15 protein-coding genes and 1 pseudogene are annotated in these 18,550 nt (G+C 61.1%); 5 read left to right on the forward strand and 11 right to left on the reverse strand.

Annotation, left to right across the window (positions count from 1 at the left end):
* Window positions 1–128: 128 nt before the first annotated feature.
* Window positions 129–263: pseudogene (locus Q8X48_RS03110) on the forward strand (pilus assembly protein); the annotation flags it as partial.
* Window positions 260–3,001 carry a PAS domain-containing sensor histidine kinase gene (locus tag Q8X48_RS03115; RefSeq protein WP_407799602.1) on the forward strand — a complete coding sequence of 914 codons (2,742 nt, stop codon included), beginning with the start codon at window positions 260–262 and terminating at the stop codon, window positions 2,999–3,001. The pseudogene Q8X48_RS03110 and the gene Q8X48_RS03115, both read left to right, overlap by 4 nt.
* Here the strand turns inward: Q8X48_RS03115 and Q8X48_RS03120 are convergent.
* The 5 genes from Q8X48_RS03120 to Q8X48_RS03140 form a co-directional block, all read right to left on the reverse strand.
* Entirely contained in the window at window positions 2,998–4,977 is a 1,980-nt protein-coding gene (locus tag Q8X48_RS03120) for a pilus assembly protein TadG-related protein (protein ID WP_407799603.1), read from the reverse strand. The two genes, Q8X48_RS03115 and Q8X48_RS03120, sit on opposite strands and share 4 nt — an antisense overlap.
* A 149-nt stretch (window positions 4,978–5,126) precedes the next feature.
* Entirely contained in the window at window positions 5,127–5,690 is a 564-nt protein-coding gene (locus Q8X48_RS03125; protein ID WP_407799604.1) for a DUF4136 domain-containing protein, read from the reverse strand.
* 37 nt (window positions 5,691–5,727) lie between these two features.
* Window positions 5,728–6,336, reverse strand: coding sequence for a DUF4136 domain-containing protein (locus Q8X48_RS03130; RefSeq protein ID WP_407799606.1), 609 nt, complete (start codon window positions 6,334–6,336; stop codon window positions 5,728–5,730).
* A 12-nt stretch (window positions 6,337–6,348) separates the two neighbouring features.
* On the reverse strand, window positions 6,349–7,098 hold the full coding sequence (locus Q8X48_RS03135; RefSeq protein WP_007971340.1) for a methyltransferase domain-containing protein: 750 nt from the start codon (window positions 7,096–7,098) through the stop codon (window positions 6,349–6,351).
* Window positions 7,098–7,400, reverse strand: a complete 303-nt coding sequence (locus Q8X48_RS03140; RefSeq protein ID WP_126049043.1) for a MazG-like family protein — start codon at window positions 7,398–7,400, stop codon at window positions 7,098–7,100. The genes Q8X48_RS03135 and Q8X48_RS03140 overlap by 1 nt, the downstream gene beginning before the upstream one ends.
* A gap of 260 nt (window positions 7,401–7,660) precedes the next feature.
* Here Q8X48_RS03140 and Q8X48_RS03145 point away from each other — a divergent pair, with 260 nt between their 5' ends.
* On the forward strand, window positions 7,661–7,954 hold the full coding sequence (locus tag Q8X48_RS03145) for a hypothetical protein (protein ID WP_102700477.1): 294 nt from the start codon (window positions 7,661–7,663) through the stop codon (window positions 7,952–7,954).
* A 175-nt stretch (window positions 7,955–8,129) separates the two neighbouring features.
* Entirely contained in the window at window positions 8,130–9,479 is a 1,350-nt protein-coding gene (locus tag Q8X48_RS03150; RefSeq protein ID WP_407799607.1) for an MATE family efflux transporter, read from the forward strand.
* An 11-nt stretch (window positions 9,480–9,490) separates the two neighbouring features.
* On the opposite strand, the gene Q8X48_RS03155 is transcribed toward Q8X48_RS03150, so the two are convergent.
* The 6 genes from Q8X48_RS03155 to Q8X48_RS03180 all read right to left on the reverse strand — a co-directional run bounded on the left by Q8X48_RS03155 (window position 9,491) and on the right by Q8X48_RS03180 (window position 16,274).
* Complete coding sequence (locus Q8X48_RS03155; protein WP_407799608.1) at window positions 9,491–10,291, reverse strand: DUF4123 domain-containing protein; 801 nt, start codon at window positions 10,289–10,291, stop codon at window positions 9,491–9,493.
* Complete coding sequence (locus Q8X48_RS03160) at window positions 10,288–11,607, reverse strand: type VI secretion system Vgr family protein (RefSeq protein WP_407799609.1); 1,320 nt, start codon at window positions 11,605–11,607, stop codon at window positions 10,288–10,290. The genes Q8X48_RS03155 and Q8X48_RS03160 overlap by 4 nt, the downstream gene beginning before the upstream one ends.
* A 231-nt stretch (window positions 11,608–11,838) precedes the next feature.
* The gene (gene speA / locus Q8X48_RS03165) at window positions 11,839–13,752 is read right to left on the reverse strand and encodes an arginine decarboxylase (RefSeq protein ID WP_095964774.1); all 1,914 of its coding nucleotides are present in this window, start codon (window positions 13,750–13,752) and stop codon (window positions 11,839–11,841) included.
* Between the two features lie 219 nt (window positions 13,753–13,971).
* Window positions 13,972–14,343: a translation initiation factor Sui1 gene (locus Q8X48_RS03170; protein WP_102700472.1), complete on the reverse strand. Its 372-nt coding sequence runs from the start codon at window positions 14,341–14,343 to the stop codon at window positions 13,972–13,974.
* 302 nt (window positions 14,344–14,645) lie between these two features.
* Window positions 14,646–15,203: an NUDIX hydrolase gene (locus tag Q8X48_RS03175; RefSeq protein WP_407799612.1), complete on the reverse strand. Its 558-nt coding sequence runs from the start codon at window positions 15,201–15,203 to the stop codon at window positions 14,646–14,648.
* A gap of 3 nt (window positions 15,204–15,206) precedes the next feature.
* Window positions 15,207–16,274 carry a DUF2333 family protein gene (locus Q8X48_RS03180; protein ID WP_407799613.1) on the reverse strand — a complete coding sequence of 356 codons (1,068 nt, stop codon included), beginning with the start codon at window positions 16,272–16,274 and terminating at the stop codon, window positions 15,207–15,209.
* A 482-nt stretch (window positions 16,275–16,756) separates the two neighbouring features.
* Between Q8X48_RS03180 and gcbA the strand changes: the two genes are divergently transcribed.
* The gene (gcbA, locus tag Q8X48_RS03185) at window positions 16,757–18,427 is read left to right on the forward strand and encodes a diguanylate cyclase GcbA (RefSeq protein ID WP_102700469.1); all 1,671 of its coding nucleotides are present in this window, start codon (window positions 16,757–16,759) and stop codon (window positions 18,425–18,427) included.
* The last annotated feature ends 123 nt before the right edge of the window (window positions 18,428–18,550 follow it).

Here is an 18,550-nt window from a genome sequence, read left to right on the forward strand (position 1 = left end):
GTAAAAACCTCCGTTTTGGCGGAATGATTCTATGCTGACATTACTCAGTGATAGTCAGGGTAGACGCACTCATGAAAGCCAGACTCCCCCACAAACAAAAAGGTGCCGCCGCGATTGAGTTCACCTTGGGATTGCTGACCGTCGCCATTCATTACCCCACCAATAAAATCAGCGCCGTCATTCCGTTCCTGAACCTGCCCGGCATCGGTCGGGTACCCAATCTGCCGGCGACCCTCACGGCTAGTGCGAGCCTGCAATTTTGAGTGCCGGGAATAAATTGTTTGGGCGCCTGCTCCACCGCCACCCGCCGCCCCCACCGGAGCCGCTGGAAGCACTGCGGGTGCACAGCTTCGGATTGCAGATACAGCTCAATGCCGATGGGCGTGTCGTTCAATTGAGCGGTCCGCTGCGGCATTTGCTGGCCCAGCATCCCCCCGGCGCACAGGAACCGCACCTGCTCGACTTCCTGTTGCCCCACAGCGGCCTCGTCATCGAAGGCGCGCCGGCGCACTGGCAGGGACAAACCCTGGACCTGGACTTCTACAGCCTCAACGGTCCACCCCTGCATTTGCGCGGCTGGGTGCAACCCTTGGCCGACGCCTGGCTGTTGCAGATGCTCGACATCGGCGACTTGTTGCTCGAGCGCCGGCAATCGCGCAACCGCGAGCAATGCCAGGTGCTGGCGCTGCAAATCGCCGAACAGTTGCGCCTGTGCAGTCTGACACGCCTGCCCGAGATGCTGGGCGAACAACTGCAAAGCCTGGCCCAGCGTTTTCAGGTCCCCTGCATTGCCCTGGCCTTGCTCGATGAGCAGGAGCAGGGTTGGCAGATTCACCAGCACTACACGGCTTTCGATGCACCGCAGCTATGGCAAAACGACCAGCGCCTGGGCACGGGACTGGACAGTTTGAGCGGCTCGGCACCCCAGTACCTGATCCCGCGCGAACATCCGCGCCTGCAAGGCACGTTCGGCAATACCGATGGCTTCGCCGTGCCCTACCACGATGCGCAAGGGGTGGTCGCCTGGTTGCTGTGCGGTTTCTACACGCCGCAACAACGCGCCCCCGATGTCACCGAACGCGACTGGCTGCAAATCACCGCCGCGCTCGCCAGCCCCTTGCTCGAACGCTTGCGCGAGCACCGGCATCACCTGCAACTGGAACGCCTGGAATCGCTGCAAGCGTTGCTGGGCACAGGCTGGTGGGAAGTTTTCAGCGACAGCGAAGAAGTACAGTTGGCACCTTCGCTGGCGACGACCCTGAACCTTGGAACGTCGCGTTTATCCGTACAAGACTGGCTCGACCAGGTGTATCCCGCCGACCGCGAAGAGCTGCGCATCCGTCTGCAGGACTTGCAGGTGTCAGGCATGCCACTGCTGTTGTGCGTGCGCCTGTATCGCCCCGACGATGCACTCGAACCCGTCTGGTATCGTCTGCAAGGCCAGGCGCTGGGCGTGGGCAAAAACCGTCGGCTGGTGGGTTTCATGCACGACATCAGCGACATCAAGAATCAGCAGCAGAGCGCCGCCGCCGCCCATGCACGCCTGGACAATCTGATCGCCAGTTCACCGGCGGTGATTTATGTACAGCGCTATGAAGAAGGCGCACTGCGACCGGTGTTCTTCAGCGACAGCCTGTTCCCGTTGCTTGGCTGGACCCTGGCCGACTGCGCACCCGGGGCGCTGGTGGAGCGGGTGCACCCCGACGACCGCCTGCAGTACTTCGAACGCACGCGACTGTTGCTGCGTGAAGGCTCGGTGCGCGCCCGCTATCGGCTGCGCGACAGTCAGGGTGACTATCACTGGCTGCTCGATGAAGCGAAGTTGTTGCGCGACGACCTCGGCTTGCCGGTGGAAGCCGTGGGCTTGTGGCTGGACGTCACCGAAGCGACCCTGGCGGCCGAGCAGGTCAGGCAGAGTGAAGAACGCTACCGGATTCTGGTGGAAGACTCGCCGGCGATGATCTGCCGCTACCAGCCGGACCTGACCCTGACCTTCGGCAATCGTCCGCTGGCCACCTATCTGGAATTGGCTCCCGAGCAATTGCCGGGGGTGAATCTGGGCAACTGGATGTCCGGGGAACAGCGCGAGGCATTCACCCGGCGGCTGAACCAGTTGAGCCCGGAGTTTCCGGTAAGCACCGCCGAGATCAACCTGCAACTGCCCGGGCGCGAACACGCCTGGTGGGTCTGGTCCGATCGCGGGGTGTTCGACGAACAGGGACGCTTGCTCGAGGTCCAGGCCGTAGGGCGCGACAACACCGAGGTACGACGCTCGCAGCAGCAGCTCACACAAAGCGCGAAAATGGCCACCCTCGGTGAAATGGCCACCGGCCTGGCCCATGAGCTCAACCAGCCGTTGAACGTGATACGCATGGCCATCGTCAATGTCCTCAAGCGCCTCAGCAACGGCGACGTACAGGTCGACTACCTGATCGACAAGCTCACCCGCATCGACAGCCAGGTGCAACGCGCCGCGCGGGTGGTGGACCACATGCGGGTGTTCGGCCGCCGCTCGGAAATCGAGCAGCAACCGTTCAACCCGGCCCAGGCCATCGAAGGCACACTGGCGCTGTTGTCCGAAGGGATGCGCGGCAAAGGTGTCGATCTGCGCATCAGCGAGACCGGTTTTGAAGTGCTGGTGCGCGGCTACGTCGATCAGCTTGAGCAGGTGCTGATCAACCTGATGGTCAACGCCCGGGATGCATTGCTCGGCAAGCGCGAGGCCAACCCCGATTTCAAACCGTGGATTTCGGTGTACGCCGAACGGGATACACACGCGGTACGCCTGTGGATCGAGGACAACGGCGGCGGTATCGACCCGCGTTTGCTGGAGCGGATTTTCGAGCCGTTCTTCACCACCAAACCGGTGGGTGTCGGCACCGGCCTGGGACTCTCGGTGAGCTACGGCATCGTCGAGAACATGGGTGGAAAACTGAGCGTGCAAAACGCCACCGAGGGTGCGCGTTTCTGCATTGAACTGCCGATAGTGAATCCGGACTAGTTCACCAGCGTCGCTCGACCCGAGTGACAACTGAGGTTGGCACCCACCTCGACTTTGTTCAGGTCGATCCCCAGGCTCGCCAGCAACGTATTGATCAGCGTATCCAGTAAAGGACTGAGTACCGTATTGATCGCATTGACCAACGCAGTCGTGACCTCACTCAAAATACTGCCCAGGCCACCGACGATACTGCCCGACGGCCCGTACATGTTCACGCCAAGGTCGCTCACGGTGGTGCTCAGGCTGTTGACGATGTTGGTCGTGGTGTAGGCGTAGTAAAACGGTGGCTGATTGATCTCTGGCAAGTTGGTGGCCGCCGGCGCGGAATAGACGTGAGGCATGTTGGCATTCTGGGCAACCGCGGTGTTGACCATGATATCGACGCTACCGCCAACGCCAGGCTGATGGTTGTGACAGGTTGGCGGCAAGATCAGCAGCCGCTGGCAGGTCTTCACACCGATATCGATGACCTTCAAGGGATTGACGTTGTTGCTGGGGGGAACAGTGGGCGAGCCAAACACATCGACAGGGTTGATCTGCCCGATCTTCAAGCCGATCAGTGTGGTGGTGGTGTTGGTCGTCAGGCTTTTGTTCGTCGCACTCACACAACTGTAAGCCGTGACATGACTCCAGCCACCGGCCGCCTCCAGCGCCACGTCGATGCGTATCGGAGATGGCAAGAGCTTGATGTCCGGCGTGTCACACGGCACGAGCAACGCGCAGGTCAGTGAGTTGACGACGCCTACCAGGTCCAGATGCAGCAATGAATTCAGGGTGTTGGTCAGTGGCGCAGCGAGATCGATGACGGCGTTGACCAGAGGCGTGATAGCGTCCAGCACGGGCAGGTTGATCGACAACAATGTCTTGACCTGAGCCGTGCGTACATAGATGCGGTTGGGGCCAAGAGGGGCCAATGCCGCGTTTTTCGGATTGCCGATGGCCGATAGTTGCGGTGGCTCCATCACCTGCACCCGTACGGTGATTATCGCCAGGCCGATGTCGATCGGAAAGGACGCGACCAAGGCATTCGTCTTGTTGGCCAGTTGCACAAACCCTTCGATCAAATCGAAAGCTTTGAAATTCACGGCAAGGGTCGAGATGTCGGTGCCACTTTCAACATGCAACATGTTACCCAGCACAACGGACGTCGTACCCGCGGCCACCTTCAACGCTTGCAGGCCGACAATGGCTTGGGATGCTGCAAGTGTGCCGTTGGTGCCCAGTACGTTGATCGCGGTCTGGATCAACTGGCTGACATTGACCGTGCTACCCAGTACCTGATCGTAGCCGCCAGCAGTCAGGCCGAGGTCAACTTTCAACCGATTGAGGTAGCTGAGCAGGCTGATGTCGGTATTGACCAAACCGTTCCAGCCCACCGCACTGATACTGACATTGCCTCCCAGCAATCCCCCGAACAGCAGACTGGTAATGGCCGCCTTGCTGTCATCGAAGGTCAGGGCCGCACTGCGGATCGTCAATGAAGCCACAGGGGGCGGCAGCGCAGCGACCGCCGTAGCGCTCAGCGTCAACGTCGAGCCAGCCGGTGCACCGCCGGCCAGCGCGCCGATACCACCGGCAATGCTCTGTTGCACGACATGACTGGCGATAACCCGGATAGCTTCGCTTTTGCTTGGGTCTGCACCGAATACCCGAAGGTTGTTGGCATCCAGGGTCAGCACGCCACACGCCACTGCCAGTGCGCGTCCAGTGGAGGGAATGGCGAAACCATTTCGTTGCGCGCTGGCCGTGGCATAGGTGTTCGCGGTTGAGCCGGCGGAACAGTCTCCTCCCCTTGTGGCGGCCTCAAGGGCGGCCATGTCAGCCACGCGCTGCAAACTGCGTTTTTCCAGGTACAGCCTACCGGTGTCGACCACCAACAACATGAATGCCAAAGCCAAAGTCAGGGTCAAAGCGGCCATCAAGCCGATCGCCCCCCGTTGCCGGGCCGGGCCGCGAAACTGCAGGCGGGGAGACATGGCGCACTCCTTTGCCGGCGCACTGCCGGGCGCGACCTCCGTTGGTGAAAAGCAGTGTAGACAAGGGTGGCCGAGACTGCTGGCAACTCGCCAGCGCAGACAATAAAAAACCCCTGTGAGGCACAGGGGTTGAGAGACTGGCGCTGATCCTAGGAGGCGTGCGGTGGATAGTTGGCCAATATCCGCGTGACTGTTTCCAGGATGGCATCACGACGATCCGACGGGTTCGGTGTGCGGCTGAGTATCTGTTCGTCACTGCCACGCCACACCAGCTTGCCGTCCTTGCCATCGAGCAGGTCGATCTGGATGGTCGCTACCTTGTAGCTGACATTACGGGTTTCGTTATACATGGGCGCGCCGTAGTAGCCATACCACGGGTACCCCCACCCGCCGCCGTAGTTGGTGGTCACCTGCTGTTGCCGCTCTTCGACAATCAGGTAGGTCTGCACATTCAAGTCACCCTTGGCACCCGCAGCGGCCGGGCGCAGACCGCGCTGGTCCAGTTGATCGGCAACCGCCTGACGGATGCGCTGGTCGGTCAGGTCGCTCTTGATCCGTGGATCATCGGGACGATATTGCACGGCGGGTTCTTTCCACGTCCAGCTGCGATAAGCAGCAAAGTCACGGCTGGCGTCGAAGTCATGATTGACCTGGTTGGCGGCGCAGGCACTGAGCAGCGCGACCATGGCCAGTAGAATGAAACGGCGGAACATGATGATTCTCCTGCGAAATGCTTCTTATCTACAGAAGCTAACTGGGAGGATACGCCGACATCGCCTTTTCCACAGCCTCCCGTATGGCATCGGCGCGCTCGCTTTCGCTGCCCCGGTTGCCGGTTTCAGCGCTGGAACTCCATATCGGCTGACCGCTTTTGGCGTCATACATATCCACCTGAACCACCACGACCTGTTCCTGATAGGTCCGGATGATCGGCACGGTGGCGTATGCGCCATATCCAGGGCCGTAGCCGTTGTAGCCGCCATAACCGCCGCCGTAATAGTCGTCCTGAACCTGACGCAAGCGGGTTTCCATCCGCAGGTCTGCGCTGACAAACAGGTCCGCTGGACGATTGTCGTGCAACGGGCGCAAGCCGCGCTGGTCCAGCGCATTGCTGACCGCTTCGGCAATCTGTGCGGAATCAGCCCAGGCCGTGCCCGGTGGCAGGTGCCCGTCGAGCCAGGCCCAACTGCGGTAGCGCCCATAGTCACGGGGGGGTGCCGGGTAAGCGCTGCGGTCGAAGGTCTTGGCGGCCTGGGGCGGTGCCGGAGGCAAGGGGTTGGACGTAGCGACATAAGGGTTGCTGCCCTGACAGGCCGCCAGCCCCAGGCAGAACAGCAGTACACCTGAATGACTTTTCATGGCGTGCTCCGATCAAACAGGCCGACAGATCCAGTGCAAGTAACGCCCAAGCCCGGCATAGGCTGGATGGCGGCGGTGGGCCAGTTCCATTTCCAGCAGGTCCACCAGCTCGGCGCGAGCCTGGAATTCCACCGGCATGTAATCGTGAAAAACCCGCACGCCACTCTGGGTTTCGACCCGCCATAGCCCCTCAAGTTGCGCCGCCAGCTCCCGCGGATCAAGGGGCTGCTGCGGGGTCAGGCTCTGCTTTTCACCGGCCATGTCGTTCTTGCGCATCTTGCGGAAATGACCCTTGAGCAAGTTGCGGTAAATCAGCGCATCGCGGTTGTAGAACGCCAGGGACAGCCAGCCGTCCGCCTTGGTCAGTTGATGCAACACCGGCAGGATGGCGTGGGGTTCGGCCAGCCATTCCAGCACGGCGTGGCACAGCACCAGGTCGTAGGGCTCGGTGAGCTGCCCGAGCAGTTCCTGCCAGGGTGCCTGAATGAAGGTGGCGCTCTGTCCGGCATCGGCGAAGCGTTGGCGGGCGCCTTCGAGCATCGGTTCGGCAGGTTCGGCGAGGGTCACCTGATGTCCGCGCTGGGCCAGCCACAACGACATGTGGCCAAGGCCCGCGCCGATGTCCAGTACGCGCAGCGGGCGGTCGGGCAAGGTTTCGGCCAGATCGGCCTGCAACACCGCCAGACGGATCGCACCTTTGGCACCGCCGTAGATTTTTTCGGCGAAACGGGTCGCCAGTTGATCGAAATGACGGTCGCTCATCAGCTGAACCTCCGCTCGCTGTCCGCCAGTTTGCTGCGCACCACGGCCTCCATGTCCAGCCCCAGCTCGCTGCACAACAGCAACAGGTAAAGCACGATGTCACCGACTTCCTGCCCGGCATGGGCGAGTTTGTCCGCCGGCAACTGGCGTGACTGGTCTTCGCTCAGCCACTGGAAAATCTCCACCAGCTCGGACATTTCCACGCTCGCGGCCATGGCCAGGTTTTTCGGGCTGTGAAATTGCCGCCAGTCATTGCGGTCACGGATGGCGTGCAGGCGTTCGGTCAGTTCAACAAGGTTCATCGGGCTCTCCTGAAGGCGTATAGCTTCGGGGGGATGACGAGTGAAGGCAAGTGACAAAGATTGAGCGGTTGGCATTGTCTTTTTGTGGGAGCGGGCTTGCTCGCGAAAGCGGTTGTCCAGTTAATAATGATTCGACTGACACGCCGCCTTCGCGAGCAAGCCCGCTCCCACAGTTGCGGTGCAACGCTCTATGCTTGTGGGAACTCGGCGCATGATCGACAGCCCAAGGCTCAATTCTCTTTGATCAGGACGTTCACTCAATGCAGGTAGAAGGTTTTTCCGAATGGCTCGGCCAGGTACTCGGCTCGATCATCCGCTTCATCGTTGATGGCCTCAGTGGGCTGTTCAATCTGTTGAGCAACGCCAGCAGCAATTTTATCGAAGGCTTGTCCCAGGCGCTGGGCATGGAGACCTCGGTCGTCAGCATCGTGACCTTGATCCTCGGCCTGATCCTGCTGTGGACGGCGATCCGCGCCTTTCTCAATGCGTCGTTCATCATGGGGATCATCTGGTTGATGCTGGGGCTTTGGCTGCTCAGCTGGATCATCCACTGACCCCACCGGACACTGTGGGAGCGAGCCTGCTCGCGAAGACGGAGTATCAGTCGGATCATTATTAACTGGACGACCGCTTTCGCGAGCAAGTCGGATCGCCGCACCGCCGCTCCCACAATTGATCACGGCATGCTCTTGATGTGCCGCTACAATGCCGACTCCCCAAGGAGCCTGCATGTCCAACCTGACCGCCGACTGGCGCGACCGCCCTACCCATCGCCGGGTCTGGGCGCTCGCCGCGCCGATGATTCTTTCGAACATTTCCGTACCGCTGGTGGCACTGGTCGACAGCACCGTCATCGGTCACCTGCCCCACGCCCATCAACTCGGCGCCGTCGCGGTCGGGGCCAGTCTGTATACCTTCCTTGCCTGGGCCATGGGTTTTCTGCGCATGGGCTCCACCGGGTTCGCCGCCCAGGCGGCTGGGCGCGGGGATGGTGCGGCCTTGCGGCAGATTCTGTTGCAAGGCCTGTTGCTCGCCTTCGGCCTGGCCTTGGTCCTGGGGGCTGTGGGCGTGCCGTTGAGCACAGCGGCGCTGCACTTCATGCAACCGTCGGCGGAGCTCGATCAACTGACCCGCGAGTTTTTCCACACCCGCCTGTTCGGACTGCCCGCCGCGCTGGCCAGTTATGCACTGGTCGGCTGGTTTCTCGGCACCCAGAATGCCCGGGCACCGCTGGTGATTTTGCTGAGTACCAACCTGGTCAATATCGCCCTGAACCTGTGGTTCGTCCTCGGCCTCGAATGGGGCGTGGTCGGTGCCGCCCGGGCCTCGGTGATTGCCGAATGGACGGGGGCGCTGATCGGCTTGCTGATGACCCGCAAGGCCCTGCGTGCCTATCCCGGGCATATCGTCTGGGCGGCATTGGCGCTGTGGCAGAGTTGGCGGCCATTGCTGGCGGTCAACCGCGACATCTTCATCCGCAGCCTGGCGCTGCAATCGGTGTTTTTCCTGATCACGGTGCAGGGCGCGCGGCTGGGCGACGCCACGGTCGCGGCCAATGCCCTGCTGCTCAACGGTTTGCTGCTGACCGCCCACGCCCTCGATGGCCTGGCCCACGCCGTGGAAGCGTTGTGCGGGCATGCCCTCGGCGCCCGCGACCGCGATGCCCTGCGCCGATCATTGGTGGTGGCGGGCGGCTGGTCGTTGTTGGCGAGCCTGGGCTTTGCCGCGCTGTTTCTGCTCGCCGGGCATTTGTTCATCGAGATGCAGACCGACATTCAAAGTGTGCGCGACACCGCGTTCATCTACCTGCCCTACCTCGCCGTACTGCCGCTGATTGCCGTCTGGAGTTACCTGCTCGATGGCCTTTTCATCGGCGCCACCCGCGCCAGGGAAATGCGCAACGGCATGCTGCTGACCGTGGTGCTGGTGCTGCCTTTCGGCTGGGCACTGCAAGGCTGGGGCAACCATGGCCTGTGGATAACCTTTTTGCTGTTCATGCTGCTGCGCAGCCTGACCCTCGGCGTGATCGCCTGGCGCCTGCGCCGTCACGATGGCTGGTTTGCCGGCAGCACTCACTGAGTGGCTCGAGCTCATGGCCAGGGTCGGTCGCTCTGCCACCGGTGGCGCAGGCTATCGAGGCGCTCCTGCTGAGTCCTGCCCGGCAATGGCTGCACGGGCACGGCGTCGGGATACTGCAAACGTAGCCATATCCAGCCATCCAGTACCGGGCGCTCGCTGAAACCCAGCGCCAGTCCTTCCTGCACTTGGGCCCACAGGCGGGAGAAATCTGCCCCGGTGGATCGGTTCCAGCGCCAGGCATGTTGTTCGAGCAGGCAGGTTTGCAGTTTTCCCTGTTGCCGGGCACTGAGGCTCTCCTCGACGGCCAACGGGCTGACCACCAGCCCGGGGTTGGACAAGCGCTGCCACCCCTCACATCCCGCTGCGCGATCTGCCCAGCTGCCGCCGAACCAACGCAACTGCTGGATGGGCCCTAGCCAGCGACTCAGTTCAGCGGCATCGCAAGCATCGAAAAAATAGCTGGCCGTGATCGGGTTGTAATAGTTCAAAAGGGCCCGGTGCAAGCCAAGCGTAACCGTAAGCATGCGCCGTAAATGCGCCAGCAACGACGCAGCGCCGGCCTCGCTGACCATCAGCAATCCGGGCCAGCGTTGGCCGTCGACGATGCACAGATCGGCCAGTGCCGGGCAGGTGCGCAGATCGACCAGGACCGGCCCCTGCTCTCGCAGCGCATGCCACTCCGTCCCTTCGAACAACCCATACCACCGGGCTTGTGCAAACATCTGCCGAAGCGTGACACCCGCCTGCGGCGTGCCCGGCACATCCAGCAACAACCACTGCAGGGGTGCCTCGGTCGTGCGTGTGACGATCATGCTCCAGAGCTCTGGCCAAGCTGCGTCGCCAGACGACAGGTGCACAACGCCTGTGCGCAATGATTGAAACTGCCACCGCCGGGCAGCAGGCACAGCATCAGCAGCGGTTCTGCCGAGTGCAACCATTGCTCCAGGCCCTCATCAGGGGTACAGATGACCTGGGGAGTGTCCGCGCTCATCTCCTCGATCGTTGCCGGCGCATGCAACACCCCGGTTATCTGCGGCTGATCGGGATCACCTTCGACAAAACTCACGACCAGCTCGGTTCCTTCGCGCAATGGCGAGTACGTCTCGGCCTGCAACGGCCCGGCCAATGGCAGCCAACAGTGACTGGGCGCTGCCCCTTCGCCCTGGTAAAGCCAGTCGAATTGCACCGGTACCGGCCTTGCCGGGTCGGGGCCTTGCTCATCGACCTCGACGACCCACGCCCGCTGCAGGCTGTGCATCTGGGGTTTGCTCGTCGCGCAGGGCGGCTCGAAGCGGGCCGGCCATTGCAGGGCGCGGGCCTGGTTGTAGTACGGCGTCGCCGTATCCTGGCTTCCCCAATGTTCAACGTGGGTCACCAGCCAGAGCCGATTGTAATCGGCAACCGGATGACCGGACAGCGGCATCACCCGACCGCTGCGCAAAGTCGCCAGGTCTGTCCGGCATTCGACACATTGCGCCGCTGTCGCAGCGCTACGCTGGCGTTCGAGCTGCCGCACTGCCGGCCGATCACCCTCACTGCGCATTACCGCAGGCTCACCGGTTCGAAAATGCTGGTGATCGTCGCTGAAGACCACGCAGCCCCCCCCGACCCGGTTTTCGAAGTGGTAATGCAGGCCTTCCTGGGCGCACAGTCGCTGGAGAAACTGCAGGTCCGACTCTCGATATTGCGTGCAGAAATCCCGGGGCGGGTGGTCGCCGCTCAGCGCCAGGCGCCGATCTTTACCGGTAATGCCGTGCTCCTTGAGCACCTGATCGAGGATTTGCGGCACCGAACGGGCACTGAAGATTCGTTGGCTGAAGCGCTGGGCCAGACAAGCCAGTCCTGGTCCCAGGCGCACCTGGCAGAGTCGGGGCCCCGAGGCATGATCACGCTGGACGAGTTCATGCAATTGTCCATGCACATGGTTTCCGGCTGGCCCGAAATGCAAAGAGGCCGGGCGGTACAGCAAACTGGCAAGGTCAAGCACCGGGTCATCGATCAGCAGTTCCAGTTCGAACACGAACGGCTCGCTGATGGCTTCTCTACCGGTAAAGGCCAGGACCTCAAGGGAGTCGGGCAAACCTGCAACATCCAGACGAAATAACGGTTCGCTGACTGGATTGAACATCGGCGTTTCTCTACGGGAGGGGCGGCCGGGGATTCTCGCTGAGAGACATGGCCGAGTAGAGTGCCGAAATACAACTTAGGAAATAACCTACGCGAAAAGAAGACCAAATGCGCTAAGTAGTCGAAACGCAGGTAATTTCCCATGGAATCGGAGAATTGCCGCACCAGGTCATCTGAAATTTCCGAGGCAAAAGGAAAATTTTCAGACAACCTGATGAGCGTGGAACTTACCTCAGGAAGACAGGTAAGACGAACGGGTCAGCCCCAGACGCAAGGCATCGAGGAACTGCGTGCGCTCGGTTGCGCTGATGCGGGCACTGGCGCACTTGTCGCGGTAGTGAGTCATCAACTCCTCCGGCGACAAGTGCACGTAACGCAGCATGTCTTCGATGGTGTCGTGAGTTTCGATACCGGCGTGGTACACGCTGCCGTCGGCGTTCTGGTAGATGTTCACCGAGTCGGTGTCACCGAACAGGTTGTGCATGTCGCCAAGAATTTCCTGGTAGGCACCGACCAGGAACACACCCAGCAAGTAGTCCTCACCTTCCTTCAGCGCGTGCACCGGCAAACTGGTTTCGATGCTTTGCTCGTCGACGTACTGGTTGATCTTGCCGTCGGAGTCACAGGTCAGGTCTTGCAGCACCGCACGACGCAACGGCTCTTCGTCGAGGCGGTGCAGCGGGATGATCGGCAGGACCTGATCGATGGCCCAGGTGTCCGGCAGGCTCTGGAACACCGAGAAGTTGCAGATGTACTTGTCGGCCAGTTTGTCGTTGAGTTCGTCCAGCACCTGACGGTGGGAACGCTGGCGCGCCTTCAGCGAGTTGTGCAGGCGACGGCACACGGCGAAGTAGCATTGCTCGGCCAGGGCTTTCTCGGCCAGGGTCAGCTTGCCGTCGGCGTACTGGGAGGCAACATCGCTCATGTAGTGCGTGGCGCGCCAGTAGGTTTCGGTGACCATCTCGATGTCGGTCGGACCCAGCAGGTCCACCAGCCACTGCACGGTTTCCGGCAGCGCTTCCTTGTTCTCGATCTGTGGCACGTCGTCGTTGTGTTTTTCGACGTCGGTCACCTGGATCACCAGCATGGCGTGGTGCGCGGTCAGGGAACGGCCGCTTTCGGAGAAGATATTCGGGTGCGGCAGGCTCTGCGCATCGCAGAACTCCTTGAGCATCCCGACCACGACGCCAGCGTAATCGTCCATGTCGTAGTTGATCGAACTGGCGTTTCGCGAGTGCGTGCCATCGTAGTCCACGCCCAGGCCGCCACCGACATCGATGTGGTCAACCGGCAGGCCGAGGTTGCGCAACTCGCCGTAGTAGCGGATCGCTTCCTTGAAGCCGTGCTGGTAGTCCGCCAGGTTGGCGATCTGCGAGCCCATGTGGAAGTGCAGCAGGCGAATGCCCTGGTCCAGGCCGGCCGCGCGGAAACGCTCGACCACCGAAAGCAGTTGCGCCGCCGACAGGCCGAACTTGGATTTCTCGCCGCCAGTGTCTGCCCACTTGCTCGACGCCAGGGACGACAGGCGCACGCGCAGGCCGACCTGAGGCTTGACCTTGAGCGAGGCCGCTTCTTCGATCACCAGGCCGACTTCGGATTCTTTCTCGATCACGATGAACACATTGTGGCCGAGCTTCTGGCCCATCAGCGCCAAGCGGATGAACTCACGGTCCTTGTAACCGTTGCAGACGATGGTCCCGCCCTTCGGCGCCAGTGCCAGCACGGCCAGAAGTTCAGGCTTGGAACCGGCTTCCAGACCGATGGAAACGTTCTGGGTGGCGATGATGTTTTCAATCACCGCTTCCTGCTGGTTCACCTTGATCGGATACAGCGCGGTGTACTTGCTCTGGTATTCCAGACGCTCGATGTTGGCATCGAACGCGCCGGTCAGCTGACGCACGCGGTCTTGCAGAATGTCCGGGAAACGGACCAGCAACGGCAAGGACAGGCCGCTTTTGCGCAGCTGGTCGACTTGCTCGAACAGGTCGATAGGCGAGCTGCTCGGACCGTTCGGACGAACTTCGACGCGACCGGCGTCATTGATCGCGAAATACCCGGCCCCCCAATGGCGAATCCCGTAAACACTGCGGCTGTCCGCAACTGTCCATTGGCTGCCATCGTCTTTGCGTGTGCGTCGTACGGACATCGAAGTCCCCTATAAAGAAGTCATAGTGCGTCGCCTGGATTCAGGCCGGCGCAGTCTAAAGAATGAAAATGACGGTTCGTCAACGAGGCAATAGACCCCGCCGACCGCAGTGAGTTTAGAAACCGGTCATGAACAGGCTCTGTGAAAACCATGTGGACGGCGCCAGGCCTGAATGCCATCAGGACCGGATCAAGCCGAGGGTGGTTTTCACAGAGGCTGCTAGCCGCCGGATTTCTTCGCCTTGAAACCGAGCTTGATCAGTTCTGCCAAGAGTAGCTCGACATGATCGCCCTGGATTTCGATGACACCGTCTTTCAACGCCCCACCGGTACCGCAACGCTTCTTCAACGTCGTGGCCAGTTCCTTGAGCGCCTCTTCAGCCAATGGCACGCCGGTGATGGTGGTCACCGTCTTGCCGCCACGGCCCTTGCTTTCGCGACGCACGCGCGCAATGCCGTCGCCGGCCGGGATAACGGTCTGTTTGCAGATGCAGGCGTCCACCGGTTTACTGCATTCCGGGCAATGACGACCTGCGTCGGTGGAAAATACCAGGCCGCCCAAGGCGGCGAAGGATGCGGCTTTTTTGGCCACCGGCAATCCTCTTCGGAGGACAAAGACTGGTCGCAGCACTTGGGAAGGCTATCGACCGCGAAGCCCCACTCAGGCAGGGGCAGCGCTACTGAAACGGTACAATATTCACTTCACTGTGGGAGCGAGCTTGCTCGCGATGAACTCAAAGGCGACGCGTTCATTCTGGATGCCCGCGTAATCGTTGACGTCCATCGCGAGCAGGCTCGCTCCTACAGCAACAACCAGCAATACCGGTTCAGTTTAAAAAGGTCGCGCAGTGTAACGGCAAAAACGCCGATTGCTAAGAGCCAATCGGCGCCAATTTATAGCTGTTTTGCGACGTTGCTTTGTTGAGCCTTCAGATAGCGCTTCAACGCCGCCAGAGAGTCCGGGCAGTAAGGCTTTTGCTCGATCTCCAGCATGACCTGATCGATGGGGATAAAGCGTGCTTCGAGCACCTCTTCCGGTTGCAGGGTCAACGGGCCGTCCCACACCGCCGAGAACGCCGAGCACCACAGGCGATTGCCAGTGTCCTCGAAGAAGAAATGGTCATGGGCGGTCAGCTCCACGCCACTCACGCCCAGTTCTTCTTCCAGTTCCCGGGCCGCCGATTCGGCGTAGGTCTCAGTGGCGAGCACCATGCCCCCCGCTGCCACGTCCCAGTAACCGGGATAGATCGCCTTGCTCAGGGTACGGCGATGCACGCACAACTCGCCAGCGGAGTTGAACAACATGATGTAGGTACCGCGCCCGATCAGCCCGCGCTCGCGCAAATCGGAACGGACCAGGGCGCCGAGCAGGTTGTCCTGCTCGTCGACCCAGGCGATCTGTTCGGCATCGGAAGCCGCACGGTGCGCGGCTTCCCTGGTGTTTTCGACCATGACTCAGCCCTGATTGAGCAGTTGACGCAAATCGATCACCGCGGCGTTGGCCCGGGAAATGTAGTTGGCCATGACCAGCGAGTGGTTGGCCAGCACGCCGAAGCCGCTGCCATTGAGGATCATCGGGCTCCACACCGGCTCCTGCGAGGCCTCCAGCTCACGAATGATCTGGCGCACGCTGACCGTGGCGTTTTTCTTGGCCAGCACATCGGCGAAGTCGACTTCGATGGCGCGCAGCAAGTGCGACAAGGCCCAGGCCTGACCGCGAGCTTCGTAGAACACGTTGTCGATCTGCAGCCATGGAGTTTCGACGATTTCTTCATCGACTTGCGGCGCCACACCTGGTGTCACTACCTCGGTCTTCAGCGCAGTGTTGAGCTTGACCCGACCCACACTGGCCGACAGCCGTTGCGACAGCGAACCCAGGCGGGTACCGACATCACCCAGCCAGTTGTTCAGGTTGTCGGCACGGGCATAGAACAGCGCGCTCTTCTGGTTCGGATCGGACAGGCGCGCCTGATAGCGGCTCAGGGAGTTGATGCCTTCCTGGTACTCGGACTCACTGGACGGCAGCACCCAACTCTTGTTGTCGAAGTTGAAACGCGGCTCGGCCTTGGCCAGGTCGGCGTCTTCGGCGGACTGCGACTGCGAACGGGCGAAATCTTTGCGCAACGCCCGGCTCAGGTCGCGGACCTGCACCAGCACGCCATATTCCCAGCTCGGCATGTTGTCCATCCACAGGCCTGGCGGGAAACGGTCGTTGGATATATAGCCGCCTGGCTTGGTCAGCAAGGTGCCGGCGACAGTCTTGAGGGTTTCCACCGTGGTGTAGCCGACGACCATCTGCTTGCCTTCTTTCTCGGCCGCCAGTTGTGCGGTTTGCTGGACCGGGAAGAGCGCCGGCTCCTGGCTCCAGTACCAGCCCAGGACACACGCCACCAACAGGTAGATGCCCAGCAGAGTGGCCAGCGCCCGGCTGAACAACAGACCGCCCAGGTAACTGCGGGCCTCCGACTTCGGTTCAGCAGTACGTTCAGGCGCACTGCCTGTGCGGTTCTTCCAGTCCAGCATGGCGATATCCTTTCAATCTCTTGAGTTCAACGGTTCGACCACAACCATACAACAACGTGCCTTGGCCCGGCACCCGCCAATGCACCGATGCGGAAAATTACCGGGCTTGTGGATGAAAAGTGCTCCTGGTCTCCCGACGACGCTACGACCTTCAAAATCCGGCTAATGCCCTGAACTACCGCCTAAGGGAATCCCCTACCCCCCGAAACCGAAAAAAGGGCCACTGCGCAGAGGCTGGAAAATCATGAATCTCCAAATGCCAGTCACACTTCAATTGCCGCCCCACGTCCACCAAGTGCCCTGAATAAAGCGCTTCACCCCCGCACACCGCGACTTTAAAGGCGCAAACCAGACTGATCGGTCACAAACTGAATGAGGTTGCATTGCAGATTATTGACGTACAGCACTCATGTAATGGAAAAGTGATGCTAGCATAGAGCCACCAGTCGACCTCAGTGTGCACCCTAACTAGTAGTCAGGATATGACCGAGCCAGAAGACCCCAGCCGCGAGCGCCTCAAGCACCACTTTGCCCAGCGGGTAATTCATCAGGCTCGTCAGATTCTTGAGATATGGCAGCGCCTGCAACGTAGCGAGTGGTCCACCGCCGACCTGTCGGAACTGAGCGAGGCCAATCTGCGCCTACTACGTTTCGCCGAGCGCTTCGAGCAACCGGAACACACGCAACTGGCGCGTCATATCGGTCAATCCCTGGAGGCGGTCGACGCCAACCGCGGACGCCTGAGCAGCGGCCTGATCACCGACCTCAATCGCTTGATGCAGCGCCTGTCACGCACCGGCCTGCGCCATGGCGACCAACTCGATCAAACCTTCCTGCCGCCACTGCGCAAGCCCATCTATGTGATGCTGCAGGATCACGACCGCGCCGAGCGCCTGGCCAAACAACTGGAATTCTTCGGGCTCAGCGCCCAGTCGCTGGACAGCGTAGACGCGTTTCGCTCGTCGATGGTCGAGCGCTTGCCGGCGGCGATTGTCATGGACGTGGACTTCAGCGGCCCCGGCGTCGGCCTGAAGCTGGCCGCCGAAGCCCAGGAAGGCCTGGACCATCGCTTGCCGCTGCTGTTCTTCAGCCTGCACGAAACCGACACACCGACCCGCCTCGCCGCCGTGCGTGCCGGCGGCCAGGAATTCCTCACCGGCACTCTCGAAGCGTCGAGCCTGCTGGAGAAAATCGAAGTCCTGACCTGCGTCGCCCAGTACGAACCTTATAAAGTGTTGATCATCGACGACTCCCGCGCCCAGGCCCTGCACACCGAGCGCCTGCTCAACAGTGCCGGAATCGTCACCCGGACGTTGATCGAGCCGATCCAGGCCATGGCCGAACTGGCGGACTTCCAGCCAGACCTGATCATCCTCGACATGTACATGCCGGCCTGCACCGGTACGGAACTGGCCAAGGTGATCCGTCACAACGACCGTTATGTCAGCGTGCCGATCATTTACCTGTCGGCCGAAGACGACCTGGACAAGCAACTCGACGCCATGAGCGAGGGCGGCGATGACTTCCTGACCAAACCGATCAAGCCCCGGCACCTGATCACCACCGTGCGCAACCGCGCAGCAAGGGCCCGCAACCTCAAGGCACGGATGGTCCGCGACAGCCTCACCGGCCTGTACAACCACACGCACATCCTGCAATTGCTCGAAGACTGCTCGTTCCGCGCCCGTCGCGAGAACAAGCCACTGAGCTTTGCCATGCTCGACATCGACCATTTCAAACGGGTGAACGACAGCCACGGCCACCCCATGGGCGACCGGGTGATCAAGAGCCTGGCGCTGTTTCTCAAGCAACGCCTGCGCAAAACCGACTTCATCGGCCGCTACGGTGGCGAAGAATTCGCCATCGTTATGCCGGACACCGATATCGAAGCGGCCTACAACGTGCTCGATGAAATCCGCCAGCGTTTTGCCGAGATTCACTACCCCGCTCAACCCCAGGACCTGTGGTGCACCTTCAGCGCCGGGGTGGTGGAATTATGCGAAAGCTCCGACAGCCTGATGATGGCCAGCCTGGCAGACGAGGCGCTGTACCGTGCCAAGGGCGGCGGACGCAATCGCGTGCAGGCCGCCCGCACATCAAAGCAAAGTGCCACTTTTTCATCGGAATCGACCGATACGGTCATAACCCTGTAACAGAAACGCAATAACTTCAGGCGCTTACCATTTCTGCCGTTGGTAGTCCTTAATGCGCCTGAAGCTGCTGACCAATCTCAATACCCTCCTTTTGGTGGCCGTGTGCGTGGCCCTCGGCGCCAC

The sequence above is a fragment of the Pseudomonas sp. QLc11A genome, from assembly GCF_052112305.1.
In the GTDB taxonomy this organism is placed as follows: domain Bacteria; phylum Pseudomonadota; class Gammaproteobacteria; order Pseudomonadales; family Pseudomonadaceae; genus Aquipseudomonas; species Aquipseudomonas laurylsulfatiphila.